This window comes from Pseudomonas frederiksbergensis (assembly GCF_017114915.1).
Classification (GTDB): domain Bacteria; phylum Pseudomonadota; class Gammaproteobacteria; order Pseudomonadales; family Pseudomonadaceae; genus Aquipseudomonas; species Aquipseudomonas frederiksbergensis_I.
Genome location: NZ_JAAUOE010000018.1, coordinates 1 through 17,052 on the forward strand (window position 1 = coordinate 1; position 17,052 = coordinate 17,052).

Annotated in this window: 14 protein-coding genes; 7 read left to right on the top strand and 7 right to left on the bottom strand. The window is 60.6% G+C overall.

Annotated elements, in window-relative coordinates; genetic code table 11:
• A partial coding sequence (locus HCU66_RS14680; RefSeq protein ID WP_241015500.1) for a DUF6531 domain-containing protein occupies window positions 1-1,983 on the bottom strand: 1,983 nt, incomplete at its 3' end.
• A gap of 245 nt (window positions 1,984-2,228) precedes the next feature.
• Between HCU66_RS14680 and HCU66_RS14685 the strand changes: the two genes are divergently transcribed.
• Window positions 2,229-2,924: an HAD-IA family hydrolase gene (locus tag HCU66_RS14685; RefSeq protein ID WP_205889161.1), complete on the top strand. Its 696-nt coding sequence runs from the start codon at window positions 2,229-2,231 to the stop codon at window positions 2,922-2,924.
• Window positions 2,925-2,998: 74 nt separating this feature from the next.
• Here HCU66_RS14685 and HCU66_RS14690 read toward each other — a convergent pair whose 3' ends face one another.
• A complete protein-coding gene (locus HCU66_RS14690) occupies window positions 2,999-3,745 on the bottom strand; it encodes a 3-oxoacyl-ACP reductase family protein (RefSeq protein ID WP_205889162.1) in 747 nt (248 codons plus the stop codon).
• A gap of 124 nt (window positions 3,746-3,869) precedes the next feature.
• On the opposite strand from HCU66_RS14690, the gene HCU66_RS14695 reads away from it, so the two are divergent.
• The gene (locus HCU66_RS14695) at window positions 3,870-4,793 is read left to right on the top strand and encodes a LysR family transcriptional regulator (protein ID WP_205889163.1); all 924 of its coding nucleotides are present in this window, start codon (window positions 3,870-3,872) and stop codon (window positions 4,791-4,793) included.
• 30 nt (window positions 4,794-4,823) lie between these two features.
• Here the strand turns inward: HCU66_RS14695 and HCU66_RS14700 are convergent, their stop codons facing one another.
• Window positions 4,824-5,564 (bottom strand): phosphoadenylyl-sulfate reductase, encoded by a 741-nt coding sequence (locus tag HCU66_RS14700; RefSeq protein ID WP_205889164.1) that lies wholly within the window; start codon window positions 5,562-5,564, stop codon window positions 4,824-4,826.
• A gap of 171 nt (window positions 5,565-5,735) precedes the next feature.
• Between HCU66_RS14700 and thrH the strand changes: the two genes are divergently transcribed.
• Window positions 5,736-6,353, top strand: coding sequence for a bifunctional phosphoserine phosphatase/homoserine phosphotransferase ThrH (thrH, locus tag HCU66_RS14705; RefSeq protein WP_205889165.1), 618 nt, complete (start codon window positions 5,736-5,738; stop codon window positions 6,351-6,353).
• Window positions 6,354-6,396: 43 nt separating this feature from the next.
• Here the strand turns inward: thrH and pabB are convergent, their stop codons facing one another.
• The 4 genes from pabB to rloA form a co-directional block, all read right to left on the bottom strand.
• Window positions 6,397-7,740 carry an aminodeoxychorismate synthase component I gene (gene pabB, locus HCU66_RS14710; RefSeq protein ID WP_205889166.1) on the bottom strand — a complete coding sequence of 448 codons (1,344 nt, stop codon included), beginning with the start codon at window positions 7,738-7,740 and terminating at the stop codon, window positions 6,397-6,399.
• 122 nt (window positions 7,741-7,862) lie between these two features.
• Window positions 7,863-8,849, bottom strand: coding sequence for an alpha-L-glutamate ligase-like protein (locus HCU66_RS14715; protein ID WP_205889167.1), 987 nt, complete (start codon window positions 8,847-8,849; stop codon window positions 7,863-7,865).
• Complete coding sequence (gene rloB / locus HCU66_RS14720; protein WP_205889168.1) at window positions 8,849-10,384, bottom strand: osmotic stress tolerance membrane protein RloB; 1,536 nt, start codon at window positions 10,382-10,384, stop codon at window positions 8,849-8,851. The genes HCU66_RS14715 and rloB overlap by 1 nt, the downstream gene beginning before the upstream one ends.
• Before the next feature lie 5 nt (window positions 10,385-10,389).
• The gene (gene rloA, locus HCU66_RS14725) at window positions 10,390-10,926 is read right to left on the bottom strand and encodes a retropepsin-like aspartic peptidase RloA (RefSeq protein WP_205889169.1); all 537 of its coding nucleotides are present in this window, start codon (window positions 10,924-10,926) and stop codon (window positions 10,390-10,392) included.
• A gap of 297 nt (window positions 10,927-11,223) precedes the next feature.
• On the opposite strand from rloA, the gene HCU66_RS14730 reads away from it, so the two are divergent.
• From HCU66_RS14730 to acnD, 4 genes are all read left to right on the top strand, one after another.
• The gene (locus tag HCU66_RS14730) at window positions 11,224-11,946 is read left to right on the top strand and encodes a GntR family transcriptional regulator (RefSeq protein ID WP_007902102.1); all 723 of its coding nucleotides are present in this window, start codon (window positions 11,224-11,226) and stop codon (window positions 11,944-11,946) included.
• Complete coding sequence (prpB, locus tag HCU66_RS14735) at window positions 11,943-12,833, top strand: methylisocitrate lyase (RefSeq protein ID WP_007902093.1); 891 nt, start codon at window positions 11,943-11,945, stop codon at window positions 12,831-12,833. The genes HCU66_RS14730 and prpB overlap by 4 nt, the downstream gene beginning before the upstream one ends.
• Before the next feature lie 245 nt (window positions 12,834-13,078).
• Entirely contained in the window at window positions 13,079-14,206 is a 1,128-nt protein-coding gene (prpC, locus tag HCU66_RS14740; RefSeq protein WP_205889170.1) for a bifunctional 2-methylcitrate synthase/citrate synthase, read from the top strand.
• A 199-nt stretch (window positions 14,207-14,405) separates the two neighbouring features.
• Window positions 14,406-17,000, top strand: coding sequence for a Fe/S-dependent 2-methylisocitrate dehydratase AcnD (acnD, locus tag HCU66_RS14745; RefSeq protein ID WP_205889171.1), 2,595 nt, complete (start codon window positions 14,406-14,408; stop codon window positions 16,998-17,000).
• Window positions 17,001-17,052 lie beyond the last annotated feature (52 nt).

Sequence of the window (17,052 nt, forward strand, 5' to 3'; positions counted from 1 at the left end):
GTCGTCGTAGTCGTAACGCTCGCTTTCCCCGGCGGCATTGATCGCTTCGATCAGGCGTTGTCGAGCGTCATAGCGGTAGAAAACCAGCGTCTGCTCTGTGCGCCAGGCTTCACCCAAGTCATCGTTGGGGCGAAATGACTGGTATTCGACGGCGACGAGGTGCCTGCGCTCGTAACACAACAGCAGCGAACGGCCAGCGCCGTTATCGAGGCGTTGAATGCGACCCTGACGGTCGCGAGTGACGTGGAGGCGGTTGTCGTAGGCGTCGCTGATCACCGTCAGCTGCCCGTTATGAAAGTGGTAGAACCGGCTCGTCTCACCGGCCAGCGCGAGAATCAACTCATCCGGTTCACTCCCGAGGTAAATGGCCGCCCGGGACAGGCTGTTGTGGATCGCCGGGCGCTCGCTGTTCGGCAGTGGGAAGCGGGTGCGACGGTTCTCATGGTCGATCCAGACGACCTGTTCATCGTCGAGCTCCAACCGTTGTGCCAGCGAATGACTCCAGCCCCAACCCAGCCCGCAATCGATGTCCACCGCGCTGGTGCGGTACAACCGGGTGAAGACAAACGGCAGCAGCCCATCCAGTGAACCGTCGGTGAGGGTCAGCAGTTCTTCGCCGGTGACCATCGATACCGGACAGCCGTTGGTGCAGGTCAATGCCGCGCAATCGGCGCTGTCGCCGTTGGGGTTTTTCGCCTGATCCGGTGAATCGTCGTGAGGTTCGTGACGTCCCAGGCGGGTCATGGCTTCGGACTTGTCCCGAGCAATGGCGACCGGATTGTTCACCCGCACAACCGGTGAGTTGCTGGCACTGATCTGCAGCGCAGCCGTCGGTGCAGGTTTCACTGGTGCATTGCGCGCGCTGACCATGAGCGGTTTGAGCGCGCCAGCGTGGGCTGTCAGGTCGGATTTGGCCGTCAGTCCGGCCAGTCGCAAACTGGCCGCCGCCAACCACTGCCGAGCCCGCTGGGATTTGAGCTTGTCCAGTACTTTGGCGCTCATGCCGAGCGTCAGGCCCGTAGGGCCGGTGAGACGCACCAGCAGGAAACTGATCAATATTTCCGTGCGAATTTGCGCCACGACTTCGGCGATGTACTGCGGCGGCAACATCCTCAGCCAACTGGTGAAGGCCGCGAGATGGATGAACATCAACGGCTCATCGCTCAACATCAGCAACACATTGGCGATGGTTTCAGCCGAAGCGTTCAGCAGCGTCTCAAGCTCGCCTTGGGTCAGGTATTCGAGGAGTTTTTCGCTGTTGCCTTGCAGGTCCGCCACCAGGGCGTAGACCTGTTTCACGTCATCCCACAAACCGTGCAGCGACTGTTCGAAGCCGCGCCAGTCGGCCTGTTGCAGCAGGCCGTAACGCTGGGTGAAGCCTGCTTCTGAAAAACCTGCCCATAAAGGCGCGAATTCGCTCGTCCATTCGTTGCGCAACCAGCCTTCCAGCTCGCCGATCACGCCTTGATAGGAGGCGTAAAGCGCTTTGACGTGTTCAGTGGAGACATGGGGGAAAAAGGTGATGCGATAGCGCTGGCCGCGCCAGCATTCGGGGATTTCGAGGATGCCGCTGGGGCCGATGGTTTTGTGGACGGGCTCACCGAACGTCAGTTCGCCATTTCGCTGCGAGATAACCGGTTCGAGCATCACCGGTGTATCGCCGATCGGCACGAAGCGCGCGGCTTCAAACATATGGACCAGGGTCAACGGACCACTGGCCGGGCACATGGCGAGCGTCTTACTGACAGGGGCGGTGGAATCCTTCGGCGCGCTGAGCCGGACTTCGTTGCCGACCTTGAACACCTGCTCGACATTCAGCGCCCCACCGGTCCAGAAGTTTTCCGCCCAGGCCTCGTAGTCGTTGAGGCAGAGCCGAAAATCATCGAGCAGCGCTTCGATGTCCGGCTGCTCGGGATTCATGGCCGCGACCACCAGCAGGCCGATGGCGTTGTTCAAGGCCAGGACCTTGTCAGGTTCGAACATTCGCAATCCCTCGCGCCGATCAATTTGGAGCGAGAGACTTTGCGGGGGATCAAAAAGGAAAGAAGTCGGGAAAAGAGGCGTTTTGTGTAGGGGAAATCGCTAAATCATTGCGGGCACTCGATACAGGTTTTTGCATCCGCCGGACATTGCCCGTTGCTAGCTGCCAACCACGCTCGCTATGCTGCTGAACCCTTTAATCCATCACAGACCCGGTCGGGGATGTCATGAGAAACGGATCAGATGCGATGAATGCACCCTTGGATGAGTTCGGCCCGATCAAGGCCGTGATTTTTGATATGGACGGCTTGCTGCTGGACACCGAGGGCATTTATACCGAGGTCACGTCTATCATTGCCGAGCGTTACGGCCGGACCTTCGACTGGAACGTCAAACAAAACATCATCGGCCGTGGCGCGGGTGACCTGGCACGCTATGTGGTCGAGGCGCTGGATCTGCCGATCACTGCCGAAGAGTTTCTGGTGATCCGCGAACCGCTGATGCGCGAGCGTTTTCCGACGGCGTTGGCGATGCCCGGCGCAGAAGAGCTGGTTCGGCACTTGAAGGCCAACCATATTCCTATCGCGGTGGGCACCAGTTCTTCACGGCAGTCGTTCGGCCAGAAAACCACCTTGCATCGCGACTGGTTCGCGCTGTTCGACTTCATCGTCACGGCTGACGACCCGGAAGTGGGGGCGGCAAAACCGGCACCGGATATTTTCCTGACGGCGGCACGACGCCTGGGTGTCGCGCCCCAGGATTGCCTGGTGTTCGAGGATTCACCGTTCGGCGTCACCGCAGCGAAAGCGGCGGGAATGACGGCGATTGCGATACCGGATGCGGCGATGGCCGACGAAAAATACGCACACGCCGATGGGATTCTTCGTACGTTGAAGGCGTTCAAGCCCAGTGCCTGTGGTTTACCGGCGCTTGAGTGGGCCTGACCATTCGATAATCCCTGACAGACAAATACGCCGGTAATCGATTGCCGGCGTTTCTGTCTCGGTCGAGCGGTGTATCAGGCGCCGAACCCACCGTCGATGGTCAGGCTGGCACCGGTGATGTAACCGGCTTCAGGGCCGACAAGGTAAGCGACAAAGCTGGCGATTTCTTCCGATTTGCCATAGCGACCCACGGCCATCAGGGGGATCAGGCTTTCGGCGAAGTCACTGTCGGCCGGGTTCATGTCGGTGTCGACCGGGCCCGGTTGCACGTTGTTGATGGTGATACCCCGTGGGCCGAGGTCACGGGCCAGGCCTTTGGTCAGGCCGACCAGCGCCGATTTACTCATGGCGTAAGGGCCGCCACCGGCGAAAGGCATGCGCTCGGCATTGGTGCTGCCGATGTTGATGATGCGACCGCCTTCGGTCATATGTTTGACGGCTTCCTGGGTGGCGATGAACACGCTGCGGACGTTGATGGCCAGGGTCTGGTCGAAGTCTTCGAGTTTGAAGTCTTCCAGCGGTGCGATGGCCAGGACGCCTGCGTTGTTGACCAGGATGTCCAGGCGACCGAAGGCTTGGACGGTGGCGTTGACGGCATCGCGAATGGCGGCGGCATCGGCGCTGTCGGCCTTGATGGCCAGGGCTTTGCCGCCGGCGGTGGTGATGCTGTTTTGCAGGTCTTGAGCTTTGCCGGTAGAGCTGACGTAAGTGAAGGCGACGCTAGCGCCCTCGGCGGCCAGGCGTTTGACGATGGCCGCGCCGATGCCGCGTGAGCCGCCTTGAATCAGAGCTACTTTACCGCTGAGGTGTTGAGTGGTCATGTCGATCTCCAGATGTTCAAGGCGGGCTGCCTTGTTGTTGGAGTCGAGTATCGGCTTCGCATTACCCTCCCGGTAGACCGTCATTGCTATAGTCTGTGTAAACCAGAAGTTTATAGTGGCGCTTATGGAAACCTTCAGCAGTATCGAATGCTTCGTGCGCAGCGCTGAGGTCGGCAGCTTTGCCGAAGCCGCGCGGCGCTTGAGCCTGACGCCGGCGGCGGTGGGCAAGAGCGTCGCGAAGCTGGAGGCGCGACTGGGTGTGCGGTTGTTCCAGCGCAGTACCCGTAGCCTGACGCTGACCGAGGCCGGCCAGCTGTTTCTCGGCGAAGTCAGCGCCAGCCTGCACACGATCCAGAATGCCGTGGCCAACCTGGCCAGCGCCGAAGGACGTCCGGCGGGAACGCTGAAGGTCAGCATGGGCACGGTGTTCGGGCGCTTGTACATTGTGCCGTTGCTCGGAGAGTTTCTGCGGCGCTTTCCGGCGATCAATCCGGACTGGCATTTCGACAACCGTCAGGTCGACCTGATCGGCCAGGGTTTCGATGCGGCGATTGGTGGCGGATTCGAGCTGCCCCAGGGCGTGGTGGCGCGCAAGCTGACGCCCGCCCATCGAGTATTGGTGGCTTCAGCCGAGTACCTGGCGGGGCACGAGGCGATCGTCGAGCCCGACGACCTCAAGCGCCACGATGGCATCCTGATAAGGTCGCCGCAGACGGGGCGGGTGCGTTCCTGGCAGTTGACCAGTCGCACTCGGCAACACAGCCCGTTGACACTCAAGCCGCGGATGACCATGAGCGATTCGGAAGCTGCTTGCGCCACGGCGACCCAAGGGGTGGGCATTGCGTTGGTGAGCATGCCGTTTGCCGTAGGGTATCTGGATGCCGGGACGTTGCAGCGGGTGTTACCCGATTGGTACGTCGACGATGGCAACATCTCCATCTACTACGCCGAGCACAAACTACTGCCAGGCAAGACCCGGGCGTTTGTCGATTTCATCATTGAGCAATTTGCGCAGCAGGGGTTGGGGCAGCGGTTCAGTGCGCTTTGAACCTACCAGCCCAACCGTCCCGGCCAGCCTTTAATCTTTGGATTTGCTGATGATGTTGCCCGCATGCAGCCCGCATTCTTTCTGCGTGGCTTCTTCCCACCACCAACGACCTTCACGCTCGTGCTGGTTCGGCAATACCGGGCGGGTGCAAGGTTCGCAGCCGATGCTGATGAACCCGCGCTCATGCAGGCTGTTGTACGGCAGCTCCAGCATGCGGATGTAACCCCAGATCTCTTCGCTGGTCATCTGTGCCAGCGGGTTGAACTTGTACAGGGTCCGTTCCGGGGTGGAGAAGGCGGTGTCGATTTCCAGCACCGCGACAGCGCTGCGGGTGCCAGGGCTCTGATCCCGACGCTGGCCGGTGGCCCAGGCGGTCACGCCGGACAGCTTGCGACGCAGCGGCTCGATCTTGCGAATGCCGCAGCACTCGCCATGGCCATCCTTGTAGAAGCTGAACAGACCTTTTTCTTTCACGAAAGGTTCGAGCTTGGTGTAGTCCGGCGACACCACTTCGATGTCGATTTTGTAGTGCTCGCGCACCTGTTCGATGAAGCGGTAGGTTTCGGGGTGCAAGCGGCCGGTATCGAGGCTGAACACTTTGACGTTCTTGTTCAGCTTCCAGGCCATGTCCACCAGCACCACATCCTCGGCACCGCTGAAAGATATCCACAGGTCGTCGCCGAACTCGGCGAACGCGAGTTTCAGGATGTCCTGGGCGGATTTGTTGGCATAGGTCGTGGCGAGTTCCACGACATCGAACGATGGGCTCATCAGGGCGGCTTCCTACAGGTCGGTGGCGCTGGGCGCTCTATATGCGCCGATGGTAACAAAATCCTGCGGTAACTGGCGCGCCCTCTGCATTGCACAGGTGGGGGCGAGTCGCTAGAGTTCGGCAGTCCTTTTGCTCGCTCGACTCATCAACAATACCAATGGGAGTGTCTTGTGGAAATTGCCTGTCTGGATCTTGAAGGTGTGCTGGTCCCGGAAATCTGGATCGCCTTTGCCGAAAAAACCGGGATCGAGTCCCTCCGGGCCACCACTCGGGACATTCCCGACTACGACGTGTTGATGAAGCAGCGCCTGCGGATTCTCGACGAGCACGGTCTGAAACTTTCCGATATCCAGGAAGTGATCGCCACGCTCAAGCCTCTGGAAGGTGCCAGCGAATTTGTCGACTGGCTGCGTGAGCGCTTTCAGGTGGTGATTCTGTCGGATACTTTTTACGAGTTTTCCCAACCGCTGATGCGTCAACTGGGCTTCCCGACGTTGCTCTGCCATCGTTTGATCACTGACGATGCGGGTCGGGTCACGGGCTATCAGTTGCGTCAGAAAGATCCCAAGCGGCAGTCGGTTTTGGCGTTCAAGAGCCTCTATTACCGGGTGATCGCGGCGGGGGATTCTTACAACGACACCACGATGCTGGGCGAGGCGGATGCCGGGATTCTGTTCCATGCGCCGGATAATGTGATTCGTGAGTTCCCGCAGTTCCCGGCGGTGCACAGCTTTGTCGAGCTGAAGCAGGAGTTCATCAAGGCTTCGAACCGCAATCTAAGCCTGTAAACCCGATCCCTGGAGCTGCCGCAGCCTGCGGCAGTTCCTACGGTTACAGGTTTTGCAACGTATCGAGCAGCACCTTCACCTTGGTGATCGATTCCTGATACTCGGCCTGCCAATCAGAATCCGCCACGATTCCGCCGCCACCCCAGCAGCACACCTGCCCATCCTTGACCAGCAAACTGCGGATAGCGATGGAGCTGTCCATCTCCCCGCGCACGTCCAGATACAGCAATGAACCGCAGTACAGCCCGCGACGGGTCGGTTCCAGTTCATCGATGATCTGCATGGCACGAATCTTCGGTGCGCCGGTAATCGAGCCGCCAGGGAAGCTGCCGGCGATCAAATCCAGTGCATCCTTGTCATCCGCCAGCTCACCGGTAACGCTGCTCACCAGGTGATGCACATTCGGATAACTTTCCAGGCTGAACAACTCCGGCACCCGCACCGAGCCGATGCGGCAGGTACGACCCAGATCGTTGCGCAGCAGATCGACGATCATCAGGTTTTCCGCGCGATCCTTGGGGCTGGCCAGCAGTTCGGCGGCGTTCGCCGCATCTTCGGCAGCGCTCAGACCGCGGGGGCGGGTGCCTTTGATCGGGCGGGTTTCGACGTGACGCTCGCTGACTTTGACGAAACGCTCTGGCGACAGGCTCAGCACGGCGTCGCCGTCGGGCAGGCTCTGGAAACCGGAAAAGGGTGTCGGGCACGCTGCCCGCAGCGCGCAGTAAGCGGCCCACGGATCGCCGTGGCATTGCGCGCGAAAACGCTGGGCGAAGTTGACCTGATAGCAGTCGCCGGCCTGGATGTACTGCTGAATGCGTTCAAAGGCTTGTCGATAGTCGTCAGCGCTCAGGTCGGCACTCATCGGGCCGTCCAGTTTGAAAGGCTGGATTTTCTGAGTTGCGGGTTGAGTGAACAGTTCGATCAGCCGTTGTCGTTCGCTGTCGATCAGCGTCGGGTGGAACACCAGTTGACTGGTGGCCAAGTGGTGATCGCTGATCAGCGCCCAGTCGTACAGCCCGAAACGGGCATCGGGCAATTGCAGGTCGTCCCGCGCCTGGCTCGGCAGGTTTTCCAGATGCCGGCCGAAGTCGTAGCTCAGATAGCCGATCAGACCGCCGACGAAGGGCAGGTCATAGGACACAGGCAGGGTCGCGTTGCCGAGTCGGGTCAGGTGGTCGCGAAGGCGTTGCAGGAAATGGCTGCCGCTTTCATCCGGCAACACCGCCAGTTGCTCCAGCGGCCAGGCACTGAGCAGGTCATAACGCCCACGCTCGGCACTCGGTCGGCCACTGTCGAGCAGCACGGCACCGGGGGCATGACGAATCGCCGCGAAGTACTCGGCGGGGTTGGCGCGATAGGGCAGCGGGTGTACGGAACAGGTCAACATGGGCGGGGTATATCAGCCATCGAGGCGGGGGAGCGATTGTAGTCCTCTGCAGGATTTGCTCCTAGTGGGGATGTCGGCAAGAGATACATCGGTGGCGAGGGGGCAAGCCCCCTCGCCACCGGTCAGCCCTCAACCGCTGGAATATGCCCAAACAATTCCTGAACGAACTCCACGCGTTCCTGCACGGTTTCGGTAATCCCGCGGGCCTTCAACTCTTCGAGCCGCGCTTCGACCGCGTGGGTGCGCAACGTCAGCCCACAATCGTTGGCAATCTGAATGTTCAACCCGGGCCGGGCGTTGAGTTCAAGAATCAGCGGTCCTTTCTCCTGGTCGAGCACCATGTCGACCCCGATGTAACCCAGCCCGCACAGCTCGTAACAGCCAGCGGCGAGTTTCATGAAGCCGTCCCAGTAGGGCAGTTGCACGCCGTCCACCGCGTTGGTGGTGTCCGGGTGTTTGGTGATGATGTTGTTCAGCCAGGTGCCGCGCAATGTCAGGCCAGTGGCCAGATCGACACCGACGCCAATGGCGCCCTGGTGCAGGTTGGCCTTGCCGCCGGACTGGCGCGTTGGCAGGCGCAGCATGGCCATCACCGGATAACCCATCAGCACGATGATGCGAATGTCCGGCACGCCTTCATAGCTGATGCTTTTGAAGATCTGGTCCGGGGTCACGCGGTACTCGATCAATGCACGGTCACGGTGGCCGCCCAGGGAATACAGGCCGGTCAGGATGCTGGAAATCTGGTGTTCGATTTCATCAAAACTGATGATCTTGCCCGACACCGTGCGATAGCGCCCCTCGAAGCGGTCGGCGATCACCAGAATGCCGTCGCCACCGGCGCCCTGGGCCGGTTTGACCACGAAGTCGGTGCGCCCGCCGATGATCTTGTCGAGGTTGTCGATTTCCTTCTCGGTGGAGATCACGCCATACAATTCCGGCACGTGAATGCCCGCCGCGATGGCGCGTTCCTTGGTGATGATTTTGTCATCGACGATCGGGTACAGGCTGCGCTTGTTGTACTTGAGCACGTAGTCTGCGTTACGCCGATTGATTCCCATGATGCCCCGGGCCTCCAGGGCTTTCCAGGTCTTCCAGAGACCGAACATCAGGCGTCAACCTTCTTCAGAAAAGCCTTGAAACGCACCAGTTCGGTCAGGCGGTAGCCGCGATAGCGACCCATGGCCAGCATGAAGCCCACCAGGATCAGCAGAACCGCCGGGAAGGTGAACACGAAGTACACCAGCTCCGGCACGCTCATGATCAGGTGCGCCAGGGAAGCGGCGAACAGCGTGCCGATCGCCACTTTCATGGCGTGGCCGCCGCCGCGCTCTTCCCAAGTGATCGACAGGCGTTCGATGGTCATGGTCAGAATCACCATCGGGAACAGCGCCACCGACAACCCGCGTTCCAGGCCGAGTTTGTGGCTGAACAGGCTGATCGCCGCGATCAGCACTACCACAAAGGTCAGCACCACCGACAGTCTCGGCAGCATTTGCAGTTTCAAGTGTTCAAGGTAGGAACGTAGCGACAGCCCGAGCGCCGTGATGATGGTAAACAGCACAATGCCGAACCCGAGCTGGGTTTCCCGGAAGGCGAGGGCGATCAGCACCGGGGTAAAGGTGCCGAGTGTCTGGATGCCGATCAGGTTGCGCAGGATCAGGATCACCAGCACGCCGATCGGGATCATCACCATGATCATGAAGGTCTGCTGGGTTTCCAGCGGCAGGCCGTACAGCGAGTAATCGAGGAAATTGGCGTCGGAGTTTTCGTCGGTCAGCTTGGCCAGGCGAATGGCGTTCATTTCGCTGTTGTTCAGGCTGAAGGTGACATTGGCTTTTTTGCCGCCATCGACGGTGATCAGGTTCTCGTCGCCGGTCCACCACAGCAGGCGGTCGGTGGGCAGACCCTGTTCGCCGGTTTCCGGGTTGAAGTACAGCCAGTCAGTGCCGTTGAAGCTGCGCAACCAGAGTTCAGGCATTTGCGGCTGATCGGCCACCAGGCGGATGGTGTGGACCTTTTCCACCGGCACGTGGGCGATGGACAGTACTAACTCGACGATTTTGGCTTTGTTCGCGGTGGACGGATCGCCGGCCAGCAGCAGTTTCATGTTGTCGTCGTTGAGGTTGTTGACGCGCTTGATGGCTTCGCTGATGAAGGTTTCGACGTCGGCCGAATGCTGGCGGATTGGCGCGAGCAGGGCTTCGGCGGCGATTTTTTCCGGGCCTTCGACGGCGATGCTGTCGCGGAAGGTCGGGCCTTTGACCTTGGATTTTTCGCCGCTGTAGCGCTTGGTCAGCACCAGACGGTAATAAACGGTCTGGTTGCCCTTGGCCCGACGCGCCGACCAGGTGACTTTGCGGTTGCCGTCGACACGGTTCACCGCCACGCCGTAATTATTGGAGATGAAACTCTCGTTGAGGCTCACGTAGTCGCGGCTCAGGGGCGGTACGAACATCTGGATCTTGATCGGATCCTTGGGGTTGGCGACGAACTCGACCTTGGCGTCGATGTTCCACAAGTCGTCGGTGGCGTCTTCGGTCACCGGAATACCGAGCACGAAAATCTGATAGGCCGTAACTGAAATGCCCAGCACCACCAGGATGGCGATCAGCAATTTCAGATGAAGGGTAAGAGAGCGCATTGGGATTACTCTGCGGTATGTGCGTCGGTGGCGCAGGCAGGTTTGCCAGCAGCGTATTTAAGACTGGGGTCGACCAGCGCGTCGAAACGCTTGAGCGCTTCGGAGCCGATCAGGAGCGGGTATTGGAAGGCACTGCGGTCGGTCAGGTTCACTTCGATGCTGCGCAAGGCCGAACCCATGCAGATATCCAGCTCGATGACCGGACGGGCGGTGTACTTCTTGCCTTCTTCCGGGTCGTAGTCGCCGGCCCGGCGCTTGATCTTGCTGACACGGGCCAGCGGTCGTTCGATCGGGTGCGAATGCGCGGCGTCGATGGCCAGATAGAAGCGCACCCAGGATTCGCCGTTGCGTTTGAAGCGTTTGATGTCGCGGGCGCTCAGCGAGGCGGTTTTCGCCCCGGTGTCGAGTTTGGCGGCGACTTGCAGATTGATGCCGTCCAGCGAAGCGTACTCATTGAGGCCGTACACAGTCTTTTCCCCTGCCGCGGCAAAACCTGACAGGCCGAGAAGACAAAGGAATGTGGTGAAGAGCTTGAGTCTCATAAATCCTGATGCGCAGCGGTCCGTTCTTCAATTCAAGGCCCTGGCATTGCTGCACAAGCTCCCTCGTATGCCTGTGCGCTTTTGATGACAGGCAATGCAGATGACAAGCAAATGCGGGCGGCATTCTAGCACGGTGGTTTTATGGCGCCAGCGCCGGCGGACGGCTATACCCTGAGGTGTCGCTTCGTAATGGTGCAGGCGGTTATTAGACGATTGTCGACAATATCTATTTATCCTTTGACGCGACCGGCCATATTCGCTAGTTTTTGCGGCATTGGTTTTCAAGGTGTCGACAATATGCTGGATCAACTCGATCCCCCGGTCACAGTTCAGGACGACTCGGAAACACTTTCCGAAAACGTCTTCCGACGCATTCAGGCGGCCATCGTCAAGGGCGAGATCGCCCCGGGCAGCAAGATCTCCGAGCCAGAGCTGGCGCGCACCTACGGCATCAGCCGCGGGCCGCTGCGTGAGGCCATTCACCGTCTGGAAGGCCAGCGCCTGCTGGTTCGTGTGCCGCACGTCGGGGCGCGGGTGGTGTCGCTGAGCCACGCCGAATTGCTGGAACTCTACGAAATTCGCGAATCCCTGGAAGGCATGGCGTGCCGTCTGGCGGCTGAACGCATGACCGTTGAAGAAATCGACGAACTGCGCCGGGTGCTGGAAACCCACGAGCGCGATGCGGCGTTTCAGGCAGGCGTCGGCTATTACCAGCAGGAAGGCGATTTCGACTTTCATTACCGGATCATCCAGGGCAGCGGCAACCGCACTTTGACCCAGATGCTCTGCGGCGAGCTGTATCAACTGGTGCGCATGTACCGCATCCAGTTTTCCACCACGCCCAATCGGCCGCGCCAGGCGTTTGCCGAGCACCACCGCATTCTCGACGCCATCGCCGACCGTGACGGCGAACTGGCCGAGTTGTTGATGCGCCGTCACATCGGCGCCTCCAAACGCAATATCGCCCGTCACTACCAGGACGGCGCTAACCCGACAGCCACTGAACGAGGTGAGTCATGAGTTCCAACAAGAGCACTCCAGGCCAGCGTTTCCGCGATGCGGTCGCCAGCGAGCATCCGCTGCAAGTGGTCGGCACGATCAACGCCAACCACGCGCTGCTGGCCAAGCGCGCCGGTTTCAAGGCTATTTATCTGTCGGGGGGCGGGGTGGCTGCCGGCTCCCTCGGCGTGCCGGACCTGGGCATTACCGGCCTGGATGACGTGTTGACCGACGTGCGCCGTATCACCGACGTCTGCGACCTGCCGCTGCTGGTGGACGTGGACACCGGTTTCGGCTCCTCGGCGTTCAACGTCGCCCGTACCGTCAAGTCGATGATCAAGTTCGGCGCGGCGGCGATTCACATCGAAGACCAGGTCGGCGCCAAGCGCTGCGGCCACCGTCCTAATAAAGAGATCGTCTCGCAGCAGGAAATGGTCGACCGCATCAAAGCCGCCGTCGATGCCCGCACCGACGACAGTTTCGTGATCATGGCCCGCACCGATGCCCTGGCGGTGGAAGGTCTGGAGTCTGCACTGGATCGCGCCGCCGCGTGCATCGAGGCCGGCGCCGACATGGTGTTCCCGGAAGCGATCACCGAGCTTGAAATGTACAAACTGTTCGCCAGCCGCGTGAAAGCGCCGATCCTGGCCAACATCACCGAATTCGGCGCGACGCCGCTGTACACCACCGAACAACTCGCCGCTGCCGACGTGTCGCTGGTGCTGTACCCGCTGTCGGCGTTTCGCGCGATGAACAAGGCGGCGGAAAACGTCTACACCGCGATTCGCCGCGACGGCACGCAACAGAACGTCATCGACACCATGCAGACGCGCATGGAGCTTTACGATCGCATCGACTACCACACCTTCGAGCAGAAGCTCGATGCGTTGTTTGCGGCGAAGAAATAATGAAGCACGTATTCCCGTAGCAGCTGCCGAGCCCGCGAGGCTGCGTTCGAGGCCGAAGGACTCGCCAAGTCGTGCAACCGTGTTTACAGGTTTTACGACTGCTTCGCAGCCGAACGCAGCCTCGCGCTGCTCGACAGCTGCTACGAGCGAACGCAGCCTCGCAGGCTCGGCAGCTGCTACGAAAACAAGATAACCGTGTAGAAGTTGCAGATTCCCTAACAAATTCAAGAAAACTGGAGACAGCAATGGCCGAAGCAAAAGTACTCAGTGGCGCCGGGCTCCGTGGCCAGGTTGCCGGGCAAACCGCACTGTCCACCGTGGGCCAGTCGGGCGCCGGCCTGACCTATCGCGGTTACGACGTGCGCGAACTGGCGGCTGACGCACAGTTCGAAGAAGTGGCTTACCTGCTGCTGTACGGCGAACTGCCGACCAAGGCGCAACTCGCCGCCTACACCCAGAAGCTGGGCAAGCTGCGCGACCTGCCGCAAGCGCTCAAAGAAGTGCTGGAGCGCATTCCCGCCGACGCCCATCCGATGGATGTGATGCGCACCGGCTGCTCGTTCTTGGGCAACATCGAGCCGGAGAAAGACTTCTCCGAGCAACACGACAAGACCGACCGCCTGCTGGCGGCGTTCCCGGCGATCATGTGCTACTGGTACCGCTTCAGCCACGACGGTAAACGTATCAACTGCGTGACCGATGAAGCCTGTATCGGCGGCCATTTCCTGCACTTGTTGCATGACAAGAAGCCGAGCGAATTGCACGTCAAGGTGATGAACGTTTCGCTGATTCTTTACGCGGAACACGAATTCAACGCCTCGACCTTCACCGCCCGGGTGTGCGCCTCGACCCTGTCGGACCTGTTCTCGTGCGTTACCGCCGCCATCGGTTCCCTGCGCGGCCCGCTGCACGGCGGGGCCAACGAAGCGGCGATGGAAATGATCGAGCGCTTCAGCTCGCCGGAAGAGGCGGTCGAGGGCACCCTCGAGATGCTCGCGCGCAAAGACAAGATCATGGGCTTCGGTCATGCGATCTATAAGGACAACGACCCGCGCAACGAGGTGATCAAGGGCTGGTCGAAAAAACTCGCCGACGAAGTGGGTGACACGGTGTTGTTCCCGGTTTCAGAAGCCATCGACGCAACCATGTGGGAACAGAAGAAGTTGTTCCCGAACGCCGACTTCTACCACGCCTCGACGTACCACTTCATGGGCATTCCGACCAAGTTGTTCACACCGATCTTCGTCTGCTCGCGCCTGACCGGCTGGGCGGCCCATGTGTTCGAACAACGTGCCCACAACCGCATCATCCGCCCGAGCGCCGAGTACGTCGGCGTCGAACAGCGCAAGTTCGTGCCAATCGAACAGCGCTGAATGGTGGTGGCCGGCACCGGGTGCTAAGCGAACCGGAGCCCCGTAGGAGCCGGCTTGCCGGCGAAAGCGACTGTCATCAACCTTTTCGTTGACTGACCCACCGCCTTCGCTGGCAAGCCGGCTCCTACAGGGATTCGGTTTCTATTCAAGCCCGGTGCAGCACCTCACCTTATGTAACCACCGTGACCGAGTCCTGACGATGAACACTCAATTCCGCAAACCGCTGCCCGGCAGCTCTCTGGATTATTTCGACGTCCGTGCGGCGGTCGATGCCATTGCGCCCGGCGCCTACGACACTCTGCCGTACACCTCCCGCGTGCTGGCGGAAAACCTCGTGCGTCGCTGCGACCCGGCCACGCTCACCGATTCTTTGAAGCAACTGATCGAGCGCAAACGCGACCTCGATTTCCCGTGGTTCCCGGCCCGTGTGGTGTGCCATGACATTCTCGGCCAGACCGCCCTGGTGGACCTCGCCGGCCTGCGCGACGCCATCGCCCTGCAAGGCGGCGATCCGGCGCAAGTGAACCCGGTGGTGCCAACGCAATTGATCGTCGATCACTCCCTGGCCGTCGAGTCCGGCGGTTTCGATCCCGAGGCGTTCGAGAAGAACCGCGCCATCGAAGACCGTCGCAACGAAGACCGTTTTCACTTCATCAACTGGACCAAAAAGGCTTTCAAGAACGTTGATGTGATTCCGCCGGGCAACGGGATCATGCACCAGATCAACCTGGAGAAAATGTCGCCGGTGATCCAGGTGCGTGACGGCGTGGCTTTCCCTGATACCTGCGTCGGCACCGACAGTCACACGCCTCACGTCGATGCACTGGGCGTGATCGCCATTGGCGTCGGCGGTCTGGAAGCGGAAAGCGTGATGCTTGGCCGCGCATCGTGGATGCGGCTGCCGGAAAGCGTTGGCGTCGAACTCACTGGCAAGCTGCAACCGGGCATCACCGCCACCGACATGGTGCTGGCGCTGACCGAATACCTGCGCACACAAAAAGTCGTCGGCGCATGGCTGGAATTCTTCGGTGAAGGCGCATCAAACCTGACCCTCGGCGATCGCGCGACCATTTCCAACATGGCTCCGGAATACGGCGCCACCGCGGCGATGTTCTACATCGACCAGCAGACCATCGACTACCTGAAACTCACCGGCCGTGAGGACGAACAGGTGCAGCTGGTCGAGAACTACGCCAAGCAGACCGGCCTGTGGGCCGACAGCCTCAAAGGCGCGCAATACGAGCGCGGGCTGAGCTTCGACCTGTCCTCGGTGGTGCGCAACATGGCTGGCCCGAGCAATCCGCACGCCCGTGTCGCGACCTCGGATCTGGCCGCCAAAGGCATCTCCGGGAAGTGGGAAGACGTACCGGGCCAAATGCCGGACGGCGCGGTAATCATCGCCGCCATCACCAGTTGCACCAACACCAGCAACCCGCGCAACGTCATCGCCGCCGGCCTGCTGGCGCGTAACGCCAACAAACTCGGGCTGACCCGCAAGCCGTGGGTCAAATCCTCGCTGGCGCCGGGTTCGAAAACCGTGGCGCTGTATCTGGATGAAGCCGGCCTGACCAAAGAACTGGAGCAACTGGGCTTCGGCGTCGTGGCCTTCGCCTGCACCACGTGCAACGGCATGTCCGGCGCACTGGACCCGGTGATCCAGCAAGAGATCATCGACCGCGACCTGTACGCCACCGCCGTACTCTCCGGTAACCGCAACTTCGACGGGCGGATTCATCCGTACGCCAAACAAGCGTTCCTCGCATCGCCGCCATTGGTGGTGGCTTATGCCATCGCCGGCACCATTCGTTTCGACATCGAGAAAGATGTGCTGGGCGTGGTCGATGGCCAGGAAATCCGCCTGAAAGACATCTGGCCGAGCGACGAAGAAATCGACGCGGTGGTCAAGGCCTCGGTCAAGCCGGAGCAGTTCCGTCAGGTGTACATTCCGATGTTCGCCATCCACGAAGACACCGGTCCCAAGGTTACGCCGCTGTACGACTGGCGCGAGATGAGCACCTACATCCGCCGTCCGCCGTACTGGGAAGGCGCGCTGGCCGGGGCGCGTCCGCTCAAGGGCATGCGCCCGCTGGCGGTGCTGCCGGACAACATCACCACCGATCACCTGTCGCCTTCCAACGCGATCATGCTCGACAGCGCGGCGGGCGAATACCTGGCGAAAATGGGCCTGCCGGAAGAGGACTTCAACTCCTACGCCACCCACCGCGGCGATCACTTGACCGCGCAACGCGCCACCTTCGCCAACCCGAAACTGTTCAATGAAATGGTTCAGGAAAACGGCAAGGTCAAGCAGGGCTCGCTGGCTCGCGTCGAGCCGGAAGGCAAAGTGATGCGCATGTGGGAAGCCATCGAAACCTACATGGAACGCAAGCAGCCGCTGATCATCATCGCGGGTGCCGATTACGGTCAGGGTTCGTCCCGGGACTGGGCGGCCAAGGGTGTGCGTCTGGCGGGAGTGGAAGCGATTGCCGCCGAAGGTTTCGAGCGCATTCACCGCACCAACCTGGTGGGTATGGGTGTGTTGCCGTTGGAGTTCCTGCCGGGTACCAATCGTAAAACCTTAGGGATAGATGGCAGCGAAACCTATGACGTGATCGGCGATCGCACCCCGCGCGCGACGTTGACGCTGGTGATCAACCGCAAGAACGGTGAACGCGTCGAAGTGCCGGTGACCTGCCGCCTCGACACCGCCGAAGAAGTGTCGATCTACGAGGCCGGCGGCGTGTTGCAGCGTTTCGCTCAGGACTTCCTCGAAGAGTCGGCGGTTGCCGTTTAACACGACGAGCCGCGCGGGATTTCAAGTCCCGCGCCGGCCGAAAAGGAACACT

Coding starts and splice junctions, on each gene's coding strand:
- HCU66_RS14685 (WP_205889161.1), top strand. CDS start 2,229: ATGAATGCACCCTTGGATGAGTTCGGCCCGATCAAGGCCGTGATTTTT.
- HCU66_RS14690 (WP_205889162.1), bottom strand. CDS start 3,745: ATGACCACTCAACACCTCAGCGGTAAAGTAGCTCTGATTCAAGGCGGC.
- HCU66_RS14695 (WP_205889163.1), top strand. CDS start 3,870: ATGGAAACCTTCAGCAGTATCGAATGCTTCGTGCGCAGCGCTGAGGTC.
- HCU66_RS14700 (WP_205889164.1), bottom strand. CDS start 5,564: ATGAGCCCATCGTTCGATGTCGTGGAACTCGCCACGACCTATGCCAAC.
- pabB (WP_205889166.1), bottom strand. CDS start 7,740: ATGTTGACCTGTTCCGTACACCCGCTGCCCTATCGCGCCAACCCCGCC.
- HCU66_RS14715 (WP_205889167.1), bottom strand. CDS start 8,849: ATGTTCGGTCTCTGGAAGACCTGGAAAGCCCTGGAGGCCCGGGGCATC.
- rloB (WP_205889168.1), bottom strand. CDS start 10,384: ATGCGCTCTCTTACCCTTCATCTGAAATTGCTGATCGCCATCCTGGTG.
- rloA (WP_205889169.1), bottom strand. CDS start 10,926: ATGAGACTCAAGCTCTTCACCACATTCCTTTGTCTTCTCGGCCTGTCA.
- HCU66_RS14730 (WP_007902102.1), top strand. CDS start 11,224: ATGCTGGATCAACTCGATCCCCCGGTCACAGTTCAGGACGACTCGGAA.
- prpB (WP_007902093.1), top strand. CDS start 11,943: ATGAGTTCCAACAAGAGCACTCCAGGCCAGCGTTTCCGCGATGCGGTC.
- prpC (WP_205889170.1), top strand. CDS start 13,079: ATGGCCGAAGCAAAAGTACTCAGTGGCGCCGGGCTCCGTGGCCAGGTT.
- acnD (WP_205889171.1), top strand. CDS start 14,406: ATGAACACTCAATTCCGCAAACCGCTGCCCGGCAGCTCTCTGGATTAT.